Genomic DNA, 20169 nt, shown 5'->3' with positions numbered 1-20169 from the left:
TACAGGCAGAACCGGTGTTTAGGCAAAAGGTACCTCTAGCAGCAGGAGCTAGTCCTGCCGCCAAGGCCGGTAGGCGATAACCTGCGTGTCAGGACACGCTCTTGTGTCGTTACGCCTCTACCGCGCGGACAGCTTCAATCTGCTGCTGCGACGCGCTGTGGCCGATTGGGACCGGGGTAGTTGGGGAAGCCGGGTAACCCCTTCCAGCGAATCGCCTCGGTTGTCTTACGGGTAGGCAGCCGGTAGATCGCCAGCAAGCGGAGCGCAATCGCTGCCTTGAGCCGGGTTGATTGCGCCAGCGCTACCGGGTCTTTGCGTCCCTCCAGTTCACGCAGTTTGCGGTCGTATTCAACCAGCTTGTCCATATAACCGAAGAACCGCGGATCGTCGAGGTTCATCGTTTCTGGATAGACTTGTGTGGCAATATCGTTGCACAGCCGAATGACCTTCTGGTCGTAATCGCGCCAGTTAAGGCCGAGAGCGGCGTAGAAATTGGCTCGGCGGGCATCATTCAGATACATCGTTGCATAGACGGCGAGTAAGAAGAAGCGGATCCAGCGTCGGTTGGCTCCTTCGAGCATTTCCGGTTGCGAGCGCATCAGGAGGGCAAAGAACTCGCCGTGACGATACTCATCGTTGCACCACTGCTCGAACCATTTAAAGATCGGGTGGATGCAGTATTGCGGGTTCTGTTCCAGGTGACGGTAAATGTTAATGTAGCGCGAATAACCTATCTTTTCCGAGAGATACACCGAGTAGAAGATAAACTTGGGTTGGAAGTAGGTGTATTTCTTGCGTTTCTGCAAGACGGTGAGATCGAGGGCGACATTCAGATCGGCCATTGTGCGGTTCAGAAAACCGGCATGGCGGCCTTCATCTCGGCTCATATACTTAAAGATGGCCCGTAAGGTTGGATCGTGTAAATGCTTGACCATCTCGGCATAGAGCAGACAACCGCTAAACTCAGCCGTGCATGAGCGCTCGAGAAAATCGATGAACGCATCGCGTTCAGGCATATCATCAAAGTTTTGCAGAAACTCGTCAGTGCGGCGGAAGTGCGTGCGGTTGTAATCGTAGGCAAACTCGTCGCGGATCCAGTCGAATTCGTCGCGCAGACCGTTGCGATCGATTTCAAGTTTGTCGATGGCTTTGAAATCGGTGGTGTAGAACCGAGGTGAGAGAATGGCCTCTTTGAGGGCATGGCGGGTCGTGCGACTGAACTCACCGGGCATTTCTATCATCAAGGGGTTGATCCAAAACATGCTCTGCTCCTTTGCGCTCCTGTTCGTACCAATCGTGACACGGGCTTCGTACCCGATACTAACCTTACGGGTGTTCGACCAGCTCGTTGATCTCGACGAGGCTACTCTTCTTGGTCAGGAAACGTCGCAACCAGCTCGCCTTATACAGCCGGATGGGGCTGCGGTAGCAAATCTCACCGTTGGTACGTCCGTCTTCGGTTGGTGGCAGATGCATAATTTCGAGCGTATCACCAGGCTGAATCTCCATCCCTGGCGGTAGATCGACGTGGAAGTGGAAGTGTTCATGCTCGCTCTGTAAGCGGACGAAACCCTCACCCTCCAGCAGCACCTCGCGGTTGTACCACTTGTGCAGGATAAATGCGGCTGCACCAAAGGCCATCACTACCAGCAATCGTCGCATGGCTTGCTCCTGTAGTTGTGTTTCTGAACTACAACCTTATAAAACGCGGTCTATGTGACCGGTGATACCGTAAGGTAAAAGTTGCCGTGCCAGGTATCTCATATGCGGCGAGCCTCGATCAAGGTAACGTGATAAAACCGACTACGAATCGGATGGAGGCGATGGACGCGCAGACCGGCGCGGGTGAGAATCGCCATCACTTCACGGTCACGGATCATTTGGATCTCAGTACGGCGCTGGCTATGGGGAAACCAACCGCCGATCCAATGCAACGCGGCGAGCAATGAGTTGTACGGTGCGTAGGTCAGCAGCAGGGTATGCTCGGTGAGCTGGGCAAGATGGGTGCAGAGCTGGCCGAAGAGGGGTTGCGGATAGTGGATCAACACATCAAAGCAGGCAACCACCTGTGCCGGCTCCTGCAATGACTCGATATCGGCTTCACAGCACTCAATCCGATCGGCGAAACCGGCTTCGAGTGCAGCGCGTTGGGTAGCAGCAACCATTTGTGGCGCAATATCGACCGCACGAACCCGATAGCCGCGACGGGCCAACATGAGACTAAATAAGCCTACGCCACAGCCCACATCAAGGGCAGTGGTTGGGGGCGGTTGATCGGCCAACCAGGTGTCAGCCACAGCCAGCATCCGGTTGTGGCCTTCCCGAATACTTTGGCGGACAAGGGATAGGGGGGCGTTGCCGTAAATTGCCGACCAGCGTTCAAAGCCCAAACCGTTGAAATAGTCGCGCAATTGAGCTTTGTGCTGCGAGACCTCAAGCACGTTGTTCTCCTCTAGCTATGTATGTAGTCCAAACTTGGTACTACGTTCACAAAGTATGAAACCGTGCTTACACTGATAGACCGGCTTAAGGGTAATGTAGTGCTGAATCAAAACTACGAACGTTCAAACAAATTGTAGCATGAGAGTCAATCTCATGGAATATAGACAATCATTGTGCAAAATCTTTGCGTTTGGTTAAATTGAGTGAATATCGCACACTAATGCCATGAAAATTGCTCAAAATATCGTCATTGGTCGGCCAACTATGGTCAGTATTATTGCATAAGGGTAAAGCAAACAAGGCTTCGTGCCGTGCTATAATGGTTCATTAGCAAATAGTTTCGTCCACCGGAGGGGCTGATGGAAGGCTATATTGTGGCCGGCACCGAATCGATGGCAGATCGGATCGATCTGCGGAGCGATACGGTAACCCTGCCTAGCCCGACGATGCGAGCGGCAATGGCCGATGCGGTGCTCGGCGATGATGTGTACGGTGAGGATCCGACGGTCAATGCGCTCGAGCGTTTGGCCGCCGAGATGGTCGGTAAAGAGGCGGCAGTATTGGTTCCGAGCGGGACAATGGGGAATCTGGCGGCGCTGCTCGCTCATTGTCAGCGCGGGCAACGGGTGATTCTCGGCAACGAAAGTCATATCTATCATTACGAAGCCGGTGGTGCGAGTGCTTTGGGCGGGTTGGTGTACCATCCGTTGCCCAACACTGCTGATGGTCGGATCGATCTTGATCTGTTGGCAGTTGCAGTCACAAAGGTGGACGACGCCCATTTTGCACCGCCCGGTGTGATTTGTCTCGAGAACACCCATAACCGGTGCGGGGGCGTGGTAATAACTCCTGAGTATCTGGCACAGGTACACGCCTTGGCCCGTGCCCACGATCTGCCAGTGCATCTTGACGGTGCGCGCATTTTTAATGCGGCAATCGCGTTGGAGGTGCCGGTTACGGCCTTGACTGATCACGTCGATACGGTGATGTTCTGTCTCTCGAAGGGATTGGCGGCGCCGGTTGGTTCACTGGTGGCCGGTCCAGCGTCGGTGATCAAACGGGTACGGCGGGTGCGAAAGATGCTGGGTGGCGGAATGCGGCAAGCAGGTGTGATCGCCGCTGCGGGTATCGTCGCTCTGACCGAGATGATTGACCGTCTGGCCGTCGATCACGCCAATGCTCGTTTGCTGGCCGCCGGTTTGGCCAAATTGCCTGGGGTTCAGATTGATCTGAGTAGGGTGCAGACCAACATTGTCCGCTTTACCTTTGTTCATCCCCGGCTTAGTGTGAGTGAGTTGCTAGCCGCACTGCGGACACAGGGTATCTTGATGGGAAGTATGGGTTCAACCAGTATTCGCGCAGTGACCCATTATGGGATCGAGCGGTCGCATATTGAGCATGTGATCGCGGTGGCTGCTGAGTTGTTGGCGTAGGTTGGCTCTTCGCTTGGATGTTCGTCGGGCCAAGAGATGGGGAGAGCAGGTAAAGTGTTCAGCCTTGGTCATGCAACAAGGTGAAGTATGGATGCTTCTTGTCAGCTTGCGGTACTGCTTTCATTATCAGGTGAGGTAGTAGCTTGCAGCGAAGCCCTACGTCCATTACTACCTGACGTTACTCCTCTCTTACCTGATCTGGTGCATACTGAATCGGAGAACGAAGTATTGCTGCAAGGCCGTCGTTATACCGTTACCTGCCAACCGTTGTTGAATGAAGCGGGTGCGACATTTGCCTTCCTAATCGCTTTTCAAGCCGTGTCTGTTCGACGTGCCGAGCATCGGTTGAGTGAGATGGCGCTTGTGCTCTCGAACAAGCTCGATATCGAACACGTGTTGGAGCAGGTGATGCGCTTTGCGATGGAGCTCCTCGACGCCGATGCTGGTTCGTTGCCGCTCTACGATCCCGAACGTGAACGTTTAATCATAGGCCATCTGGTCAATCTGCCGGTTAATACCCTTACTCCGCTTGTGGCACAGCGGCGCGGTTTGATGTGGCAGCTCATCAAGCAACGAACGTCGATCCTTATTGCCGATTATCCCCAACATCCGGTAGCGCTACCCGAACTGGTTCGTCTTGGGGTACGCTCATTGCTAGCAACACCGATTATCTACGGCAATACGCCGTTGGGGATTCTCGCCCTCTATCGTATGCGTGATGAGCCGTTCCAGGAATCGGATCGCGACATCTTAAAGGCTATTGCTCTGCAGACGGCAATTGCTCTACATAGTGCCCGTATGTATCAGCGTGCTGTGCGCGATGCCGACGAGCGGTATGCGCTGTACCAAGCTAGTTTGGAGATGGGGGCTACCCTCGATCTCGAACAATTGTATCAAGCTATTCATCGTGCCGTGTCGCATCTGGTTCGTCATAGCCGATTGATGATCGCAACACTCGTCGATCAACGGACGGCCGAATATGTCTATGTGTATACCCCAGACGGTCGACAACCGGTGCAACGCTGGCCGGTGACGCACGGCTTAGCCGGTTATGTTTTACGGTTTGGGGTATCGTTGCGCTTATCAAGTGCGCAGATGTTGCCCGCGCCGGGCGCCGAGCCATTGCCCGAGCTTGAAGGCGATCTGGCAGAGGGATCATTTATGGCGACACCATTGATCGTCGATGATCGTATCATCGGTGCATTGGTTGTCGGTAGCGAACAGGGCGATGTGTATGCGATGTCCGATCTGAGTGCACTCGAATTACTGGCGGCAACCGTCGCAGTAGCATTACACAACGCTATGCGCTTTGCCCACATCCTGTCGTTGACGATTACTGATGTGTTGACCGAACTGGTCAATCGCCGGCATTTTTTTCAAATCCTCCACCACGAAATCGAGCGGTCGCGCCGTTACCGCACGCCGGTGAGCATTGCAATGATTGATCTCGACCATTTTAAGCAGGTAAACGACACATACGGTCACGTCGTTGGTGATACACTGTTACGCGAGGTGGCCATGCGTTGCTGTCGGCATGTGCGTGATGTTGATATTTTGGCCCGCTATGGTGGCGAGGAATTTGGCTTGATCTTGACGGAGACGCAATACGAATCGGCTTTGTTAGTGGCCGAGCGGTTACGTCAGCAGGTTATGTCAGAACCTTTCACCGTTGATGGTTATCTCATCCCGATGACCTTGAGTATCGGGGTTGCCAGTTTTCAGGCCGATATTCATCCTGATCCATCTTCATTAGTCGTTGATGCCGACCGGGCGCTTTACCTGGCCAAACAACGTGGGCGCAATTGTGTCTGCGGCACAAAGGAGTTGTCTCGTTATGCCGAATCCTGATTTTGCCTACGTGCAACGTATTCTCACCAGTCGAGTCTACGATGTGGTGGAAGAGACCCCATTACAATTTGCACCGTTATTGAGTGAGCGGCTTGGCACAAAGATTTTTTTTAAGCGCGAGGATCTCCTCCCGATCTTCTCGTTTAAGCTGCGTGGTGCCTACAACCGTATGGCCCATCTTAGCCCTGCCGAGAAGGAGCGGGGTGTGATTACTGCTTCGGCCGGTAACCACGCGCAGGGGGTAGCCTTCTCCGGCCAACAGTTGGGGATTCGTACATTGATCGTGATGCCGGTAACGACGCCGGAGATTAAAGTTGCCGCCTGCCGTCGTCGTAATGCCGAGGTCGTGCTCTATGGCGATAGCTATAGTGACGCCGAAGCCCACGCGTACCGCGTACAGCAAGAGTTGGGGCTGACGTTTATCCATCCCTACGACGATCCGTTGGTGATTGCCGGTCAAGGGACGATTGGGCTAGAGATTTCGCAGCAGATGCGGGCTGAGCGCTATCGGGTTTTTGTGCCGGTTGGTGGCGGCGGTTTGATCGCCGGAATTGCCATCTTTCTCAAGAGCATCAACCCCAATATCGAGATTATCGCCGTTGAGCCAGACGATTCCGACGCGATGTATCAGAGTGTGCGTGCCGGCTATCGGGTGACGCTCGATCAGGTGGGTATTTTCGTTGATGGTGTGGCGGTGCGGCGTGTAGGTGAACATACGTTTGCGATTGTGCAACGCTACGTCGATGATTTTGTTCGTGTTACTACCGATGAGGTTTGTGCAGCGATCAAAGATGTGTTTGAGGATTCGCGTGCCATTATGGAGCCGGCGGGTGCGTTAGCAGTCGCCGGTTTGAAGCGGTATATTGCCGAACACGGTGCCGATCTGCCGGCGGTTGCACTGACGTGCGGTGCGAATATGAATTTTGACCGCCTGCGCCACGTCGCCGAACGGGCCGAGATCGGTGAACGACGCGAGGCGCTGTTTGCCGTGACCATCCCCGAACGACCCGGTTCGTTTAAACAGTTTTGCCGGGTGATCGGGCCGCACAATATCACCGAGTTCAACTATCGCTATGCACCGCGTCCCGATGCCAACGTCTTTGTTGGTATCCAATTGACCGACGCGCGTCAGCGCCATGAACTGGCCGATCGGTTGCGTCAGGCTGGCTATACCGTCGTTGACTTGACCAACGATGAGTTGGCGATTATCCATCTGCGCCATATGGTTGGGGGACGCGCACCGGAAGCAACCGATGAGCGTCTCTTCTCGTTCGAGTTTCCCGAACGGCCAGGGGCGCTGTTGCAGTTCCTCGAATCGCTCGATGCCTCGTGGAATATTAGCCTGTTCCATTATCGTAATCACGGGAGTGCGCATGGCCGGGTGTTGGCCGGTATTCAGGTGCCCGATGCCGACCTTGATCGGTTTTACGCTTCATTGTCGCGCCTCGGCTATCCCTATCGCGAGCAGAGTGATAATCCGGCGTATCATCTCTTTCTGAAGTAGGTGCCTTTGCGCGAGGCGTAGCAGGTTCCTGGATAGAGTTGTGTTATAATCACAGTAGGTTTGCACGTAAGCAATTGCATACTCATCGCGGTGACCCGTTAGCCCGGATGCTAGGGCGTAAAGGTGGAAGCTGGTGCAAGTCCAGCGCTGTGCCGCAACTGTAACCGGATGTGATATGCCGGAAGCCAGGACGCCTGCCGCGATGTATTCTCGTTCTGCCCTTCTCGCGCCAAGGAGGATGAACGAAGCGCGTTTTTGCGTTATCGTTTCATAACCCCAGCCGACGAGAACGGTTGGGGTTTTTGTTTATATGTCAACGGAAGGAGCATGCTGTGTCGGGCGAGACGACAACTCCTTTGGGGCCGGGTTCATCACCGGAAGCGGAAGCGCGACGTAAGGCAGTGCGGGCTAGCCATACGCCGAAGGGCTTGGTAATTGTCAATACCGGTAACGGTAAAGGCAAAACGACGGCGGCCCTCGGCATCTTGTTGCGCGCTTGGGGCCGTGATATGCGGGTAGGCGGCGTACAGTTTATCAAGCACGAACAGGCAAACTTTGGCGAGTTGCGTGCGCTGAAACGTATGGGTATTACGCTGACGCCGATGGGTGATGGCTTCACATGGACGAGTCGGAATCTCGATGAGACCCAAGCACGGGCCCTGCACGGCTGGGAAGTAGCGAAGCAGCAGATTGCCGGCGGCGATTACGATGTCTTTTTGCTCGACGAGTTTACGTATGTGATGCACTACGGCTGGGTGCCGGCCTCTGAGGTGGTGGAGTGGCTGAAAGCGCATAAGCCGCCGATGTTGCATCTGATTATTACCGGTCGGTATGCGCCGCCGGAGTTGATCGAGTATGCCGATTTGGTGACGGAGATGCACGAGGTGAAGCATCCATTCCGCGATCAGGGCATTCGCGCCCAGCCGGGGATTGAGTATTGAGGGATCGCGGCAGGGGATTTTTTACCGCAGGGGACGCAGAGAGCGCAGAGGATGAGAGTGGTGGGTCGGCAAGCTCGGTTTCGAGCGTGATAGATAAGACAACCCTCTGCGTCCTCCGCGCCCTCTGCGGTAAACCTAACACGAGCAGCGAGGAACCATGGCTGAATCGCTCAAACGTAACATGGTGCAGCGCCTCGACGGGCGGATGGTCAATGCTGGCGCGCGGCGCGGGATGCTGATTGTCTGTGCGACTGGCTGCTGCTGCGGCCACACCGAACGCGGTTTTGCCCCGGTGCCGACCGATCGCTACCACACGGAATGGGAACGGCGACGGTTACGCAACCGGGTTCATCTCAGTCAGGGCGGTTGCTTGGGGCCGTGCCCGTTGGCGAATGTGGCCCTCTTGTTGATGGATGGCAGGCCCTACTGGTTCCATTCGCTGAACGATCCAGCGCTCATTCCGATCTTGTACGATTTTATCGAAGATCTGTTGGCGGCTGATCAGCCGTTGCCGCCGCCGCCAGCATTAGCGCCTCACCTGTTCAACGGCTTTAGCTGGGATGGGGTGAGCGCGCCGGCAGCGAGCGCCGAGCGCCTGCCGGCAGTGGCTGGCGATGGCATCCTCGTGCTGAGCCAAGCCGATACCGACCTGCTCACGTTAGAGCAGGCGCTCGACCTGTTGTCCGATGGTTTTGCGCCGGTGCGAATGGCGCACGTGGGCCGGTTGGCCGACCCGGCGGCGATTGACCGTTTGCTCGAACAGCATCTGCCCGCGGCGGCAATTGTGGTGGCGCGCTTGCACAGTCCGGCGGCGTTTGCCTACGGTCTCGAACGGCTACAACAGTGGGCGGCGTCAACCGGCGGCTTCCTGCTCTGTCTGCCGGCAGTCGAGCAGGTTGATCCTGATCTGATGGCGCGTTCGACGGTTGGGGTGCCGTTGGCAATGCTGGTCAGCGCCTATTTTCACGCTGGCGGTGCGGCCAATCTCGCCAACGGCTTGCAGTGTCTGAGCGATCACCTACTGGCGAGCGGGTGGGGCTACGATCCGCCGGTTGAATTGCCGCTCCACGGTATTTACACCCCACCCCAACCGCGCCGGCGCAGCAAGGCGGCCCAACCAGCGTTGCCGGCGGCTGATGCGCCGGTGGCCGGATTGCTCTTCTACCGCGCTCATCTGCTCAGCGGCAATACCGCTTTCGTCGATGCGCTGATTGCCGGCTTGCAGGCGTGCGGCTTGTGTGTGTGCGCGGTCTACACTCAATCGCTCAAAGAGCTAAATGCGGCGGGGATGCCGGTGGCGCTCGAGCTGCTACGCCAAGCCGAGCCGGTCGATGTAATCGTCTCGACCCTCAGTTTTGCGCTCGGCGATAGCGAGCCGCACCCCTTTGCCCAACTGGATGCGCCGGTGGTGCAGGCGCTGGTCAGCAGTAGCAGTCGGGCGGCGTGGCAACGCGATGGTCGCGGGTTGGGGCCGCTTGATACGGCCATGAATGTGGCTTTGCCTGAACTGGATGGCCGGATCATCGGCGTGCCAATCGCGTTTAAGACCCAAGCTGGCGAAGCGGCGGCGCGCTCGGTGCCTGACCCAGAGCGGATCGAGCGGCTGGCCGGCTTGGTGTGGCGTTTGGCGCAGTTGCGGCGCAAACCGAATGCGCAAAAGCGGATTGCGGTCATCTTAACCAACAGCAGCGTCAAGGCACAGCGGATTGGGAACGCGGTTGGTCTTGATGCACCGGCATCATTGATGCGTCTGTTCGCGGCGTTGCAAGCTGAAGGGTATACGGTAGCCGATCTGCCGGCGACCGGCGATCAACTCATCGCCGATCTCATCGAGCGTTGCTCGTATGATGAGACGTGGCTCACGACCGAGCAACTTGCCCGTGCGTACCGAGTACCTGCTGAGACCTACCGGCGTTGGTTTGATGAATTGCCATCGGAGTTACAAACGGCGATGATTCGCCAATGGGGGCCGCCGCCGGGCAAGGCGTATGTGCATGGCGGCGCGTTGGCGCTGGCCGGCCTCGCATTCGGCAATATCTTTGTGGCGCTGCAACCGCCGCGCGGCTACGATATGGATCCGGACGCCATCTACCACCGGCCTGACCTGCCGCCGCCGCACAACTACTACGCGCTCTACCGCTGGTTGCGCGATGAGTGGCGCGCCGATGCGATCATCCATCTCGGTAAGCACGGCACGCTCGAGTGGCTGCCCGGCAAAGGCGTCGGCCTTGGCGCGACCTGTTTCCCTGATCCGTTCCTCGCCGATCTGCCGCTGATCTACCCCTTCATCATCAACGATCCCGGCGAAGGTACGCAGGCCAAGCGGCGCGCCCACGCGGTGATTATCGATCACCTCACCCCGCCGATGACTAACGCCGGCGCGTATGGTGATTTGGCCGAATTAGCGCAACTGGTCGATGAATATTATCGCATGGAGCGGCTCGATCCGAGCAAGCTACCGCTCTTGCAGCGCCAGATTTGGGAGGTGCTGCAACGCAGCCAGTTAGCTGACGATCTGCGCTACATCTTGCAAGCCGATCACGGCGATCACCGGCACGAGTGGGATGGCAGTGTGCTTGAAGATGGCACGCCGACCGTGTTGGCCGAATTGGAGGGGCGTGAAGTCGCGCACCTGCTCGAAGACATCGAAGGCTACTTGTGCGAGTTGACCGGCGCGCAGATCCGGGATGGCCTGCATATCCTTGGTACGGTGCCCGCCGGCGTGCAGTTGGTCGATCTGGTCTACCACCTGCTGCGCGTGCCCAACCTGCATGCACCGAGCCTGCCGGCCAGCGTTGCGGCGGCGCTGGGGGAGGATTGGCGCGTCTTGCAGGAGCAGCCGGGCCGGCGGCGGGCCGGTGACGAGCAGTGGTTCACCAACGCTGATGGTATCGCGGCTATTGAGAACCTTTGCCGACAAATACTTAGCCAGCTTAACGATGCTAATTGGGAGACAGAGGCCGTTGCCGGCGTGTTGGTAGATGCTTTGCCGGCAAACAGTAATCACGAGCCGGTCGCGGCGGTGCTGTGCTACGCCTGCGAATGGATCGTGCCGCGTTTGCGCCAGAGCGCAACTGACGAAATCGAGCATCTGCTGGCAGCGCTCGCGGGCCGGTTTGTGCCGCCGGGGCCGAGCGGCGCGCCGACGCGCGGCATGGCTCACGTTTTGCCGACCGGACGCAACTTCTACAGTCTTGATCCGCGCAGCGTACCAAGTCTCGCCGCGTGGGAGACCGGCCAAGGGTTAGCCCGTGACCTAATCCAGCGTTACCAGCGCGAGTATGGCGCTATCCCTGAAAGTGTCGGCATCAGTATCTGGGGCACTAGCCTCATCCGCACTGCCGGCGATGATGTGGCGCAAGTTTTGGCGCTGCTCGGCGTGCGCCCGCGCTGGCAACGCGAAAACCGGCGTGTCACTGGGTTTGAGATAATCCCCCTCGCCGAGCTGGGTCGTCCGCGGATCGATGTCGTCTGCCGGATCAGTGGCTTCTTCCGCGACGCCTTTCCCCACTTGATCGAGTTGATCGATCAGGCGGTGCAAGCGGTGATTGAGTTAGACGAACCGCCGGAGCTGAACTTCCCGCGCAAGCATGCCTTTCAGACTGAGCAGACGCTGATGGCGAGAGGTGCCGCCGTCGAGGAGGTCCAACGCGAAGCGCGTTACCGCATCTTTGGCAGTCCGCCGGGTAGTTACGGGGCCGGGATGCTGCAACTGATCGACGGCCAAAACTGGAGCAACGACGCTGATCTGGCGCGGGTGTACCTGAAGTGGGGCGGCTATGCCTACACCGCAACTGAGCAAGGCGTGCCGGCGGAGACCGCCTTTGCCGCTGCGCTCAGCACGGTGCAGGTCGCTACCAAAAATCAAGACACCCGCGAACATGACATCTTTGATAGTGACGACTACTTCCAGTTCCACGGCGGCATGATTGCGGCCATCCGGGCGCTAAGCGGGCGCAATCCGGCCCGCTACTTCGGCGACAGCAGCGACCCGGCCCGGCCCCGCACCCGCGACCTGCGCGAAGAAGCGCGGCGCGTCTTCCGGGCGCGGGTGGTTAACCCGAAGTGGATCGCTAGTATGCGCCGGCACGGCTATAAAGGCGGCCTCGAACTGGCGGCGACGGTTGATTATCTCTTCGGCTACGACGCCACTGCGCAGGTATTAGCCGATTGGATGTACGAACAAATCACCGAACGGTATGTGCGTGATCAAGAGGTACAGCAATGGTTGCAAGAGGTCAATCCGTGGGCGTTGCAAGCGATCACCGAGCGCCTGAACGAGGCGATCGGGCGCGGGATGTGGCGCAACCCATCCGCTGAAGCGCAGGCTGCGATCGATGCTGTACTGGCGCAGGGTGAAGCCCTCCGTGAACAACAGTAAAGCCGCACGGTCGTGCGGCTCTACGGGCGTGCGGCTCTACGGGCGCGGCTCTACGGTCGTGCGGCTCTACGGGCGCGGCTCTACGGTTGTGCGGCTCTACGGGCGCGGCTCTACGGGTGCGGCTCTACGGTTGTGCGGGGATATACGTTTATGAAGGAGGTTGTATGTCGCTGCTCACGCAAACTATCAATCACATTGGCCCATTGGATGATCAGGCGGCAACGGCGGCTCACCGCCGGCAAGACATGCTCACCAAGCCGGCCGGCTCGCTGGGCCGGTTAGAGGAACTCTCGATCCGCATTGCCGGGATCACCGGTCAGGAACGACCACGTCTGACCAAGCCGGCCGTAATCGTGATGGCTGCCGATCACGGGGTAGCCCGCCAAGGCGTGAGCGCCTTTCCCGCCGAGGTGACGCCACAGATGGTACGCAACTTTTTGCGTGGTGGTGCGGCGATTAACGTGCTGGCGCGTCACGTTGGCGCCCAAGTGATTGTCGTTGATATTGGCGTAGCGACCGATCTACCCCCGCATCCTGAATTGGTCAGCCGCAAACTCGCCTATGGCACGGCTGATTTTAGCCGGGAGCCGGCGATGAGTCGTGAACTCGCCCAGCAGTCCATCGAGGTGGGGATTACTTGTGCCAACGAGGCGATTGATAGTGGAGTAGACCTATTAGCCACCGGTGAAATGGGTATCGCCAACACGACGGCGGCGAGTGCGGTGGTGGCGGCGATTACCGGACGTCCGGTAGCAGAAGTGACCGGGCGTGGTACCGGTATCGATGATACCGGGCTAGCACGTAAAATTACTGTCATTGAGCAGGCATTGGCGTTGCATTGGCCTAACCCGCACGACGGATTGGATGTGCTGGCAAAGGTAGGTGGGCTAGAGATCGGCGGTTTAGCCGGCGTTATCCTTGGTGCGGCAGCGCGGCGGGTACCGGTCGTGATTGATGGTTTTATCGCCGGGGCTGCCGCATTGATCGCCGCTACCATTGCGCCGGCGGTTACCAACTATCTGATCGCCGGCCACCGCTCGGTCGAGCGTGGCCATGCTGCGGTATTCGACCGTCTCGATTTGAAACCGTTGCTTGATCTCGATATGCGACTCGGTGAAGGCACCGGTGCTGTGCTGGCAATGTCGCTCTGCCAAGCGGCCTGCAAGGTGCTTGATGAGATGGCAACCTTCGCCGAAGCCGGTGTGTCGGAGAAGAAGGAGTCGTAGTGCGTCGTCGGTGACGAGCGGGAATTGTGATGACTGTTCCCGCTCACACGCTTGCTCTTGCGGTTGCGGAAAAGGTGTCGAGGCATTTTGGTCTACCGCACGCGGCGATACTACCGGCAAACATCTTTTCGTCATCTCACTTTCGGTCGCTTTTGCTGAATACCGAAGAGGAGGCTGGTGATGAAACATCGTTGGTTCATTGGGGTGCTTGGTGCGGCGCTCCTGATCGCGCTGGAAGCACGTCCGGCATATGCCATGCACATCATGGAAGGTTTCTTGCCACCGTTGTGGGCGTTGTTTTGGTTTGTGGTTATGATCCCTTTCTGGGTGATTGGCTTTCGCCGCATCCAGCGGATCGTTCGTTCACAGCCAGAGTTGCGGTTGCTGCTCGGTTTTGCGGCTGCATTTACCTTCGTCCTCAGTGCTCTCAAGTTGCCAAGTGTGACCGGTTCGAGTAGTCACCCGACCGGTACTGGTCTCGGGGCGATCTTATTTGGGCCGTGGGTGATGAGCGTGTTGGGAACCATCGTGTTGCTCTTTCAGGCGTTACTTATTGCCCACGGAGGCCTGACGACGCTCGGAGCAAACGCCTTTAGTATGGCAGTGGTGGGACCGTTCGTGGCGTGGTTGATCTGGCGTGGACTTGTCGAGCGTGCGCCGTTTTGGCTCACGGTGTTTCTGGCGGCTGTACTGGCCGATCTGGCGACATATGTCGTTACCTCGTTGCAACTGGCCGTCGTCTATCCCGATCCCGTTGGTGGGTTCGTGGCCTCGTTCGCGAAGTTTGGTACGATCTTTGCGGTGACCCAGATTCCTTTGGCGATCAGTGAAGGGATCCTCACGGTTCTGATAATGAATGCGTTGCAGACGAGCGCTGCCTCTGAGATGCAAGCGTTGATGTTCAAAGGGGGCCGCTCATGAACGTACAACCGTTGTCGTGGCCGATGATCGTTGTGCTTGCTCTTATGGTCGTGGTTCTGACGATTGCGCCCATGCTGCTCATCCGTGACACCGAGTTTGGTGGCGCGGACGCTGCTGCCACAGACGCGATTGTTCAGATCGCCCCTGATTACGAGCCATGGTTTCAACCATTCTTCGCGCCACCGGGGAGCGAGACCGAAAGCCTGTTGTTCGCCATCCAGGCCGGGGCAGGCGCCGGTGTGATCGGATATTTCTTTGGCCGGTGCCATGGTCGCCGCCAACGGCGGGATCACTGATATGCTGCGTGTGATTGACCGCTACGCCTTCACCAATCGGCTGCGTGACGTTGATCCGGCGCAGAAGAGCAGTATCGTGATGGTGACGATCCTGCTGTGTCTGCTGCTGGATCATCCACGTGTCGGATGGCTGGTCGTCGCGTGGATGGTGGGATTAGCCGTGTGGTACGCCCGACTCCCGTGGCGCGTTGTCGTGGCGGTCGTCGGCTCCGAGCTGACCTTTCTGGTCATCTCGGTCATCTCCGTTGCGGTGAGTGTGAGTCTGACGCCGCCGACGGCATCTTCAGGGGTATGGTCGGTGGGACCGTTCTGGCTGAGTATGAGTAGCGAATCGTTGGATACCGCAGCGCGTCTCCTCAGCCGGGCGCTTGGTTCGATAGCAGCGCTCAACTTTCTTATTCTGACAACTCCGTTGGTCGATCTGCTTGAAGTGGTGCGTCGGTTGTGGGTGCCACCGCTACTTGTCGAGCTGATGATGCTGAGCTACCGGGCCATTTTTGTCTTGCTCGATACGCTTGAGCGGATGGTTACGGCTCAGTCGGGACGGCTGGGGTACGCTTCGTGGTGGTCTGCCTTGCGCAGTTCAGCCCTGATCGGAAGCCGCCTGTTTGTCGAAACATACCATCGGAGCAAAGCTCTCGACATCGCACTGCTGGCGCGGGGGTTCGATGGCGAACTCCGAGTGTTGCCGCTGACGTATCGCCACGAGCGCCGGTTGTGGGTGATCGGAGGGGTGATGATCGTGAGTCTGCTGTGGGCAAGGTGGGGTGCATGACGGCAGTGGTTGCGTTAGAAGATGTATCCTATTGCTTTCCGACCAGTTCGCAGCCGGCATTGGCGGACGTCTCGTTGCGGATTGACGCCGGTCGGCGGATCGTCGTGCTTGGCCGAAACGGCGCCGGGAAAAGTACCTTGCTGTTGATCATGGCCGGTCTGCTTCGCCCACAACGAGGGCGGCTGTACCTTGGTGCGACACCGGTTGCGTATTCGCGGCAGGGGTTGCGTCGTTTGCGCCAAACGGTCGGGTTGGTGATGCAATCACCCGACGAGCAACTCTTTAGCGCAAGCGTCTGGCAAGACATCAGTTTTGGCCCACTCAATCTTGGCTTGAGCGACGCCGAAGCGCGTCAGGCGGTCACGGAAGCAGCCGCCATGTGTGATGTGACCGATCTGCTCGACCGACCAACGCACGCACTGAGCAGTGGGCAGAAGGCGCGGGTAGCGTTGGCCGGTGTGCTGGCGATGCGCCCACGCTGCATCTTAGTCGATGAAACGACCTCGGGTCTCGATGCATGGGCGCGTCAGCAGGTCATGCAGGTGTTCGACCGGCTGGTTGCGCAGGGAGGCACCGTCGTGCTGGCAACGCACGATCTGGCATTGGCACGCCGGTGGGCCGATCTGGTTGTCGTGTTGCACGAGGGGCGGGTCATGACGGTAGCACCGCCGGCACAGGTGTGGGCCGATCCAGAGCTGCGGATGCTGATTGCACCGTCTGAGTTTTGGTACGGAGATGAGTAATGCTACTCGGATTCCTGCATCGAGCGTTATCCCTACTGACTGAGCGCGCTGCGGTTGCGTTGCTCGCCTTAGTCATTGACGCCGGGTTCGGTGATCCACCTAACTATCTGCATCCAGTTGGTGCGATGGGCCACTGGCTGCATCTTGGTGAGCGGTTAGCTCCGGCCACACCGCCGGTTGCTCGGTTGGTGTGGGGAATAGGCTGGATCGTCGTCGGGTGGTTGCTGGGTGGCGGGATCGGTGTGTCTTTGCCACGTCAAACCATCGTGCAAGCAGCACTCGCCTCATTGCTGCTTGCCTATCGCGGTCTTGATCGTGCGGTTGCCGCAGTCGAGACGGCGTTAGTCGCCGGTGATCTGGTCGAGGCGCGGCGTTTACTCGGTTGGCATTTAGTAAGCCGGCAAACAAACGATTTGAGTGCCGCTGAAGTGGCCGGTGCCGCCATTGAGTCTCTGGCAGAAAATCTCAGCGATAGCGTTATTGCACCGGTATCGGCGCTCTTAGTTGGTGGTTTACCGGCGATGTTGATATACCGCTTCACCAACACTGCCGACGCGATGTGGGGCTATCGCACCGAACGGTTTGAATATTTGGGTAAAGTGGCAGCACGGAGCGATGATCTATTCAATTGGCTCCCCGCTCGCCTCACCGCGCTCCTTATCGCGCTGGCTGCTCAGATCGTCAACCGCCGTGGTCGGCAGGCACTCATTGGAGCAATCCGGGACGCCCGACGCACGGCTTCGCCCAATGCAGGTTGGCCGATGGCTGCAATGGCCGGTGCGCTTGATACGGTATTGACCAAGCGTGAGCACTACACGCTCGGTACCGGTACACGTATGGCCGATGCTGCACTCATCCGAGACGCTCGACGGATCGGGCGAATGGTAATGTTTCTCGTGACCGGCTTCCTGCTCGGCTTATCGGTGATGCGCTTCGTCAAGCAGAGGTCTACGCTATGAATGACACGGCTCTGTTACTCATCGGTCACGGCACCGACGATGCTGCCGGTATCGCCGAATACCATCGGTTGGCGGCGTTGGTACAAGAACGCTTCGGTCTGTTTGTGCAGCCATGTTTTCTTGAATTGGCCGATCCGCCGATCGGGCAAGCGATAGATGCTTGCGCTCGTGCCGGTTATCAGCGCATCGTCGCATTGCCGCTCTTGCTCGGCGCGGCTGGCCACCAAAAGAACGATATTCCGGTCGCGTTGCGCGAGGCGCGCGCACGCTGGCCCGAACTCACCATCCACTATGGCGCGCCACTGGGGGTGCAATATTCGCTGCTCAAAGCTCTCGGCGACCGCTTGGCTGAAGCTGAAGCAGCAGTGCCGCCGGTTCTGCGGGCCGAGACGGCGCTAGCTTTGATTGGCCGCGGCAGCAGTGATCCCGATAGTAATGCCGATGTCGCGAGGATGGCTCGCTTGCTCTGGGAAGGGCGTGGTTATGCGCGGGTCATGTATGGTTTTTATAGCATCACAACGCCGCGTGTCCCCGAAACCATCGATGCGTGTATCGCACTCGGCGCACGGCGGGTGATGATCATTCCGTACCTGCTCTTTACCGGGCGGATTTTGCAGGGGATTGAGCAGCAGGTCATTGCTGCCCGCCAACGCTATCCCGATCACGATCTCGTGTTTACCGGCCATCTTGGGTTACACGAAGGGGTGATTGCAGCAATCGAACAGCGGTTTCGCGAAGCGGTGCAGGGACAAGTCACCGTCAATTGCGATGTGTGCAAGTATCGGCGGCTCTTCCCCGGCTTCACCGCCGATTTTGGCCGACCCCAAACCAGTGACCACGAGCATGGGCTGCGTGGTGAAACACCGACCAATCGACTGGAGACGATCTTGCCGCCGCGCTACCGTGGTGGGCGGGCGGTGAGTGCGGCGCCGATGACGGCTGCACCGCTTGTCTATGATGAAACCGGACAAGTAGCGTGGGATCGGGTGTGGGGTGGTGACGATCCCAACAATCCTTTCTGCGAACTCGCATTGGCCGGTGGTCCGCCGCACCGCGGTACCTTACTCGAACCGGTCGATCCAGCGACGGTGCATGCCGATCCTGAAGGGTATGATCGAGTGATCGCCGAATTGGCCCGTGCGCTGGCGATGGTGACTGATCTGCCGGTGAAGACCGATGTCGCTCCCGGCTGGATTGGCCTCGTCTGTGAGAGCGAAGAGATGGCGATCTGGCTGTTGCGGGCGATTATCGTGGAAAATGTTAGTGTGCGGCGTGAAGATCGGGTCTTGCTGTTGCCGGCGGGGCCGCAGTTCCGGCTCGAAGCCGAGATCAAGAATGTCGTGACCGCTGTTGCCAAGACCTACCATTACTGGAAGGAGCATATCCGCCAATGACTGATGTGACGTGCCGCATCTTTATTTTGCACGATGTTGGCGATCACGTGGCCCAATTAGCTCAAGCCATCGCCGCCGGTGTCGCGACCGTTCCCGGCGCCGAGGTGAAGGTGCGCTTGCCCAACCACGCCACCAAAGCCGATCTGCTCGAAGCTGACGGAATCATTATCGGCACACCGAACTGGACAGGTATTAAGGGCACGTTGAAGCGGTGGCTCGACACTACTGGCGACCTGTGGGAAGAGGGAAGCTTAGCCGGCAAAGTAGGTGCGGCCTTTACTAGCAGCGCCGGACGCCATTCCGGCACTGAGTTTACCTTACTCTCAGTGTTGCACTGGATGCTCGGCGGCGGCATGATCATCGTTGGCTTGCCGTGGACGCCGCTGATGGAGCAGGCCGGTTCCTATTACGGTGCGACGTCGGTTGGTGATATTACCGAAGCTGATCTATTGCAGGCGCAAGCCTTAGGCCGGCGGGTGGCGCAGATTGCTGTGCAGTTGCGTCGGGGAGCGAACCTATGACCGAGCACGTTCCTGTGACCGGCGCCGAGATCGCCGCTCGCTCGTTCGCGATTATCCGTGCCGAGCTGGCCGAATGCGGGATCACTTTGCCGCAACCGCTGGCGACGGTCGTCGAGCGGATCATTCACACCACTGCCGATTTTGAGTTCGCCACGATTACCCAAGCCAGCCCCGGCGCAATCGAAGTCGGTGTCGCTGCGTTGCAACGCGGCTGCGCGGTGATCACCGATGTGCAGATGGCACGGGTTGGCATTGACCAGCGGCGGCTGCACCGCTTCGGTGGCGCAGCGCACTGCTTCAACGACCTGCCGGACGTTATCCAACTCGCTGCGGCGACCGGTCTTACCCGCAGCGCTGCTGCTCTGCACTGGGCTGCCGACCGAGGTCTGATCGCCGGATCAATCGTAGCGATTGGCAATGCACCAACAGCGTTGTTTGCATTGCTGGATCTCCTTGACCGTGGGGTTCAACCGGCGTTAATTATTGGTGTGCCGGTCGGCTTTGTCAATACTGCCGAGAGCAAATCGGCGCTCATAGCCCGTACCGATGTGCCCTGGATCGTCACCGTCGGTCGAAAAGGTGGTTCACCGGTGGCGACGGCGATTGTCAATGCGCTGCTGCGGTTGGCGCTCGGTGAAGACAACCGCGATGTGTGACATCAAGGCGCAAAGGGCGCAAAGGCGCGAAGGGCGCAAAGGTGCGCAAAGGGTTTCGGAGTATGCAACTAGTACTCCATCCTCTGCGGCCTCTGCGGCAAGAACCACTCGCGCCCTCTGCGGTGAAAC

17 protein-coding genes and 1 riboswitch are annotated in these 20169 nt (G+C 58.3%); of the genes, 14 read left to right on the top strand and 3 right to left on the bottom strand.

The genetic code is table 11. The features are described 5' to 3' along the window. Positions 1–134: 134 nt before the first annotated feature. The 3 genes from acsF to bchM form a co-directional block, all read right to left on the bottom strand. Positions 135–1262, bottom strand: coding sequence for a magnesium-protoporphyrin IX monomethyl ester (oxidative) cyclase (gene acsF / locus ACP5OT_RS03725; RefSeq protein ID WP_424676612.1), 1128 nt, complete (start codon positions 1260–1262; stop codon positions 135–137). Between the two features lie 64 nt (positions 1263–1326). After that, positions 1327–1662 (bottom strand): hypothetical protein, encoded by a 336-nt coding sequence (locus ACP5OT_RS03720; RefSeq protein WP_424676611.1) that lies wholly within the window; start codon positions 1660–1662, stop codon positions 1327–1329. Positions 1663–1760: 98 nt separating this feature from the next. Continuing rightward, the gene (gene bchM, locus ACP5OT_RS03715; protein ID WP_424676610.1) at positions 1761–2441 is read right to left on the bottom strand and encodes a magnesium protoporphyrin IX methyltransferase; all 681 of its coding nucleotides are present in this window, start codon (positions 2439–2441) and stop codon (positions 1761–1763) included. A 360-nt stretch (positions 2442–2801) separates the two neighbouring features. Between bchM and ltaE the strand changes: the two genes are divergently transcribed. The 14 genes from ltaE (at position 2802) to ACP5OT_RS03645 (ending at position 20040) form a co-directional block, all read left to right on the top strand. Continuing rightward, a complete protein-coding gene (gene ltaE / locus ACP5OT_RS03710; protein WP_428113397.1) occupies positions 2802–3875 on the top strand; it encodes a low-specificity L-threonine aldolase in 1074 nt (357 codons plus the stop codon). Between the two features lie 87 nt (positions 3876–3962). Beyond that, positions 3963–5723 carry a diguanylate cyclase gene (locus ACP5OT_RS03705; protein ID WP_424676608.1) on the top strand — a complete coding sequence of 587 codons (1761 nt, stop codon included), beginning with the start codon at positions 3963–3965 and terminating at the stop codon, positions 5721–5723. Then, on the top strand, positions 5710–7227 hold the full coding sequence (gene ilvA / locus ACP5OT_RS03700; RefSeq protein ID WP_424676607.1) for a threonine ammonia-lyase, biosynthetic: 1518 nt from the start codon (positions 5710–5712) through the stop codon (positions 7225–7227). Before ACP5OT_RS03705 ends, ilvA begins: the two co-directional genes overlap by 14 nt. A gap of 71 nt (positions 7228–7298) precedes the next feature. After that, positions 7299–7443, top strand: a riboswitch (cobalamin riboswitch). A gap of 116 nt (positions 7444–7559) precedes the next feature. Then, positions 7560–8168, top strand: coding sequence for a cob(I)yrinic acid a,c-diamide adenosyltransferase (gene cobO, locus ACP5OT_RS03695; protein ID WP_424676606.1), 609 nt, complete (start codon positions 7560–7562; stop codon positions 8166–8168). A 157-nt stretch (positions 8169–8325) separates the two neighbouring features. After that, positions 8326–12549: a cobaltochelatase subunit CobN gene (gene cobN / locus ACP5OT_RS03690; RefSeq protein ID WP_428131353.1), complete on the top strand. Its 4224-nt coding sequence runs from the start codon at positions 8326–8328 to the stop codon at positions 12547–12549. A 164-nt stretch (positions 12550–12713) separates the two neighbouring features. Continuing rightward, complete coding sequence (gene cobT / locus ACP5OT_RS03685; RefSeq protein ID WP_428112303.1) at positions 12714–13775, top strand: nicotinate-nucleotide--dimethylbenzimidazole phosphoribosyltransferase; 1062 nt, start codon at positions 12714–12716, stop codon at positions 13773–13775. A gap of 180 nt (positions 13776–13955) precedes the next feature. Next, a complete protein-coding gene (locus ACP5OT_RS03680; protein WP_424677362.1) occupies positions 13956–14696 on the top strand; it encodes an energy-coupling factor ABC transporter permease in 741 nt (246 codons plus the stop codon). Beyond that, the gene (locus ACP5OT_RS03675) at positions 14693–14992 is read left to right on the top strand and encodes an energy-coupling factor ABC transporter substrate-binding protein (RefSeq protein ID WP_424677363.1); all 300 of its coding nucleotides are present in this window, start codon (positions 14693–14695) and stop codon (positions 14990–14992) included. The genes ACP5OT_RS03680 and ACP5OT_RS03675 overlap by 4 nt, the downstream gene beginning before the upstream one ends. Position 14993: 1 nt before the next feature. Then, entirely contained in the window at positions 14994–15767 is a 774-nt protein-coding gene (gene cbiQ, locus ACP5OT_RS03670; protein WP_424677364.1) for a cobalt ECF transporter T component CbiQ, read from the top strand. Beyond that, on the top strand, positions 15764–16510 hold the full coding sequence (locus ACP5OT_RS03665; RefSeq protein WP_424677365.1) for an energy-coupling factor ABC transporter ATP-binding protein: 747 nt from the start codon (positions 15764–15766) through the stop codon (positions 16508–16510). Before cbiQ ends, ACP5OT_RS03665 begins: the two co-directional genes overlap by 4 nt. Continuing rightward, entirely contained in the window at positions 16510–17469 is a 960-nt protein-coding gene (gene cbiB / locus ACP5OT_RS03660) for an adenosylcobinamide-phosphate synthase CbiB (protein ID WP_424677366.1), read from the top strand. Before ACP5OT_RS03665 ends, cbiB begins: the two co-directional genes overlap by 1 nt. Next, the gene (locus ACP5OT_RS03655) at positions 17466–18863 is read left to right on the top strand and encodes a sirohydrochlorin chelatase (protein ID WP_424677367.1); all 1398 of its coding nucleotides are present in this window, start codon (positions 17466–17468) and stop codon (positions 18861–18863) included. Before cbiB ends, ACP5OT_RS03655 begins: the two co-directional genes overlap by 4 nt. Then, complete coding sequence (locus tag ACP5OT_RS03650) at positions 18860–19384, top strand: NAD(P)H-dependent oxidoreductase (protein ID WP_424677368.1); 525 nt, start codon at positions 18860–18862, stop codon at positions 19382–19384. The genes ACP5OT_RS03655 and ACP5OT_RS03650 overlap by 4 nt, the downstream gene beginning before the upstream one ends. Further along, positions 19381–20040, top strand: coding sequence for a precorrin-8X methylmutase (locus ACP5OT_RS03645; RefSeq protein WP_424677369.1), 660 nt, complete (start codon positions 19381–19383; stop codon positions 20038–20040). The genes ACP5OT_RS03650 and ACP5OT_RS03645 overlap by 4 nt, the downstream gene beginning before the upstream one ends. Positions 20041–20169: the final 129 nt, after the last annotated feature.

Source organism: Chloroflexus sp., assembly GCF_049970315.1.
GTDB lineage: Bacteria > Chloroflexota > Chloroflexia > Chloroflexales > Chloroflexaceae > Chloroflexus.
Note: the sequence above shows the minus strand (reverse complement) of the source record. Positions and strands in the feature narration are given on the sequence as shown.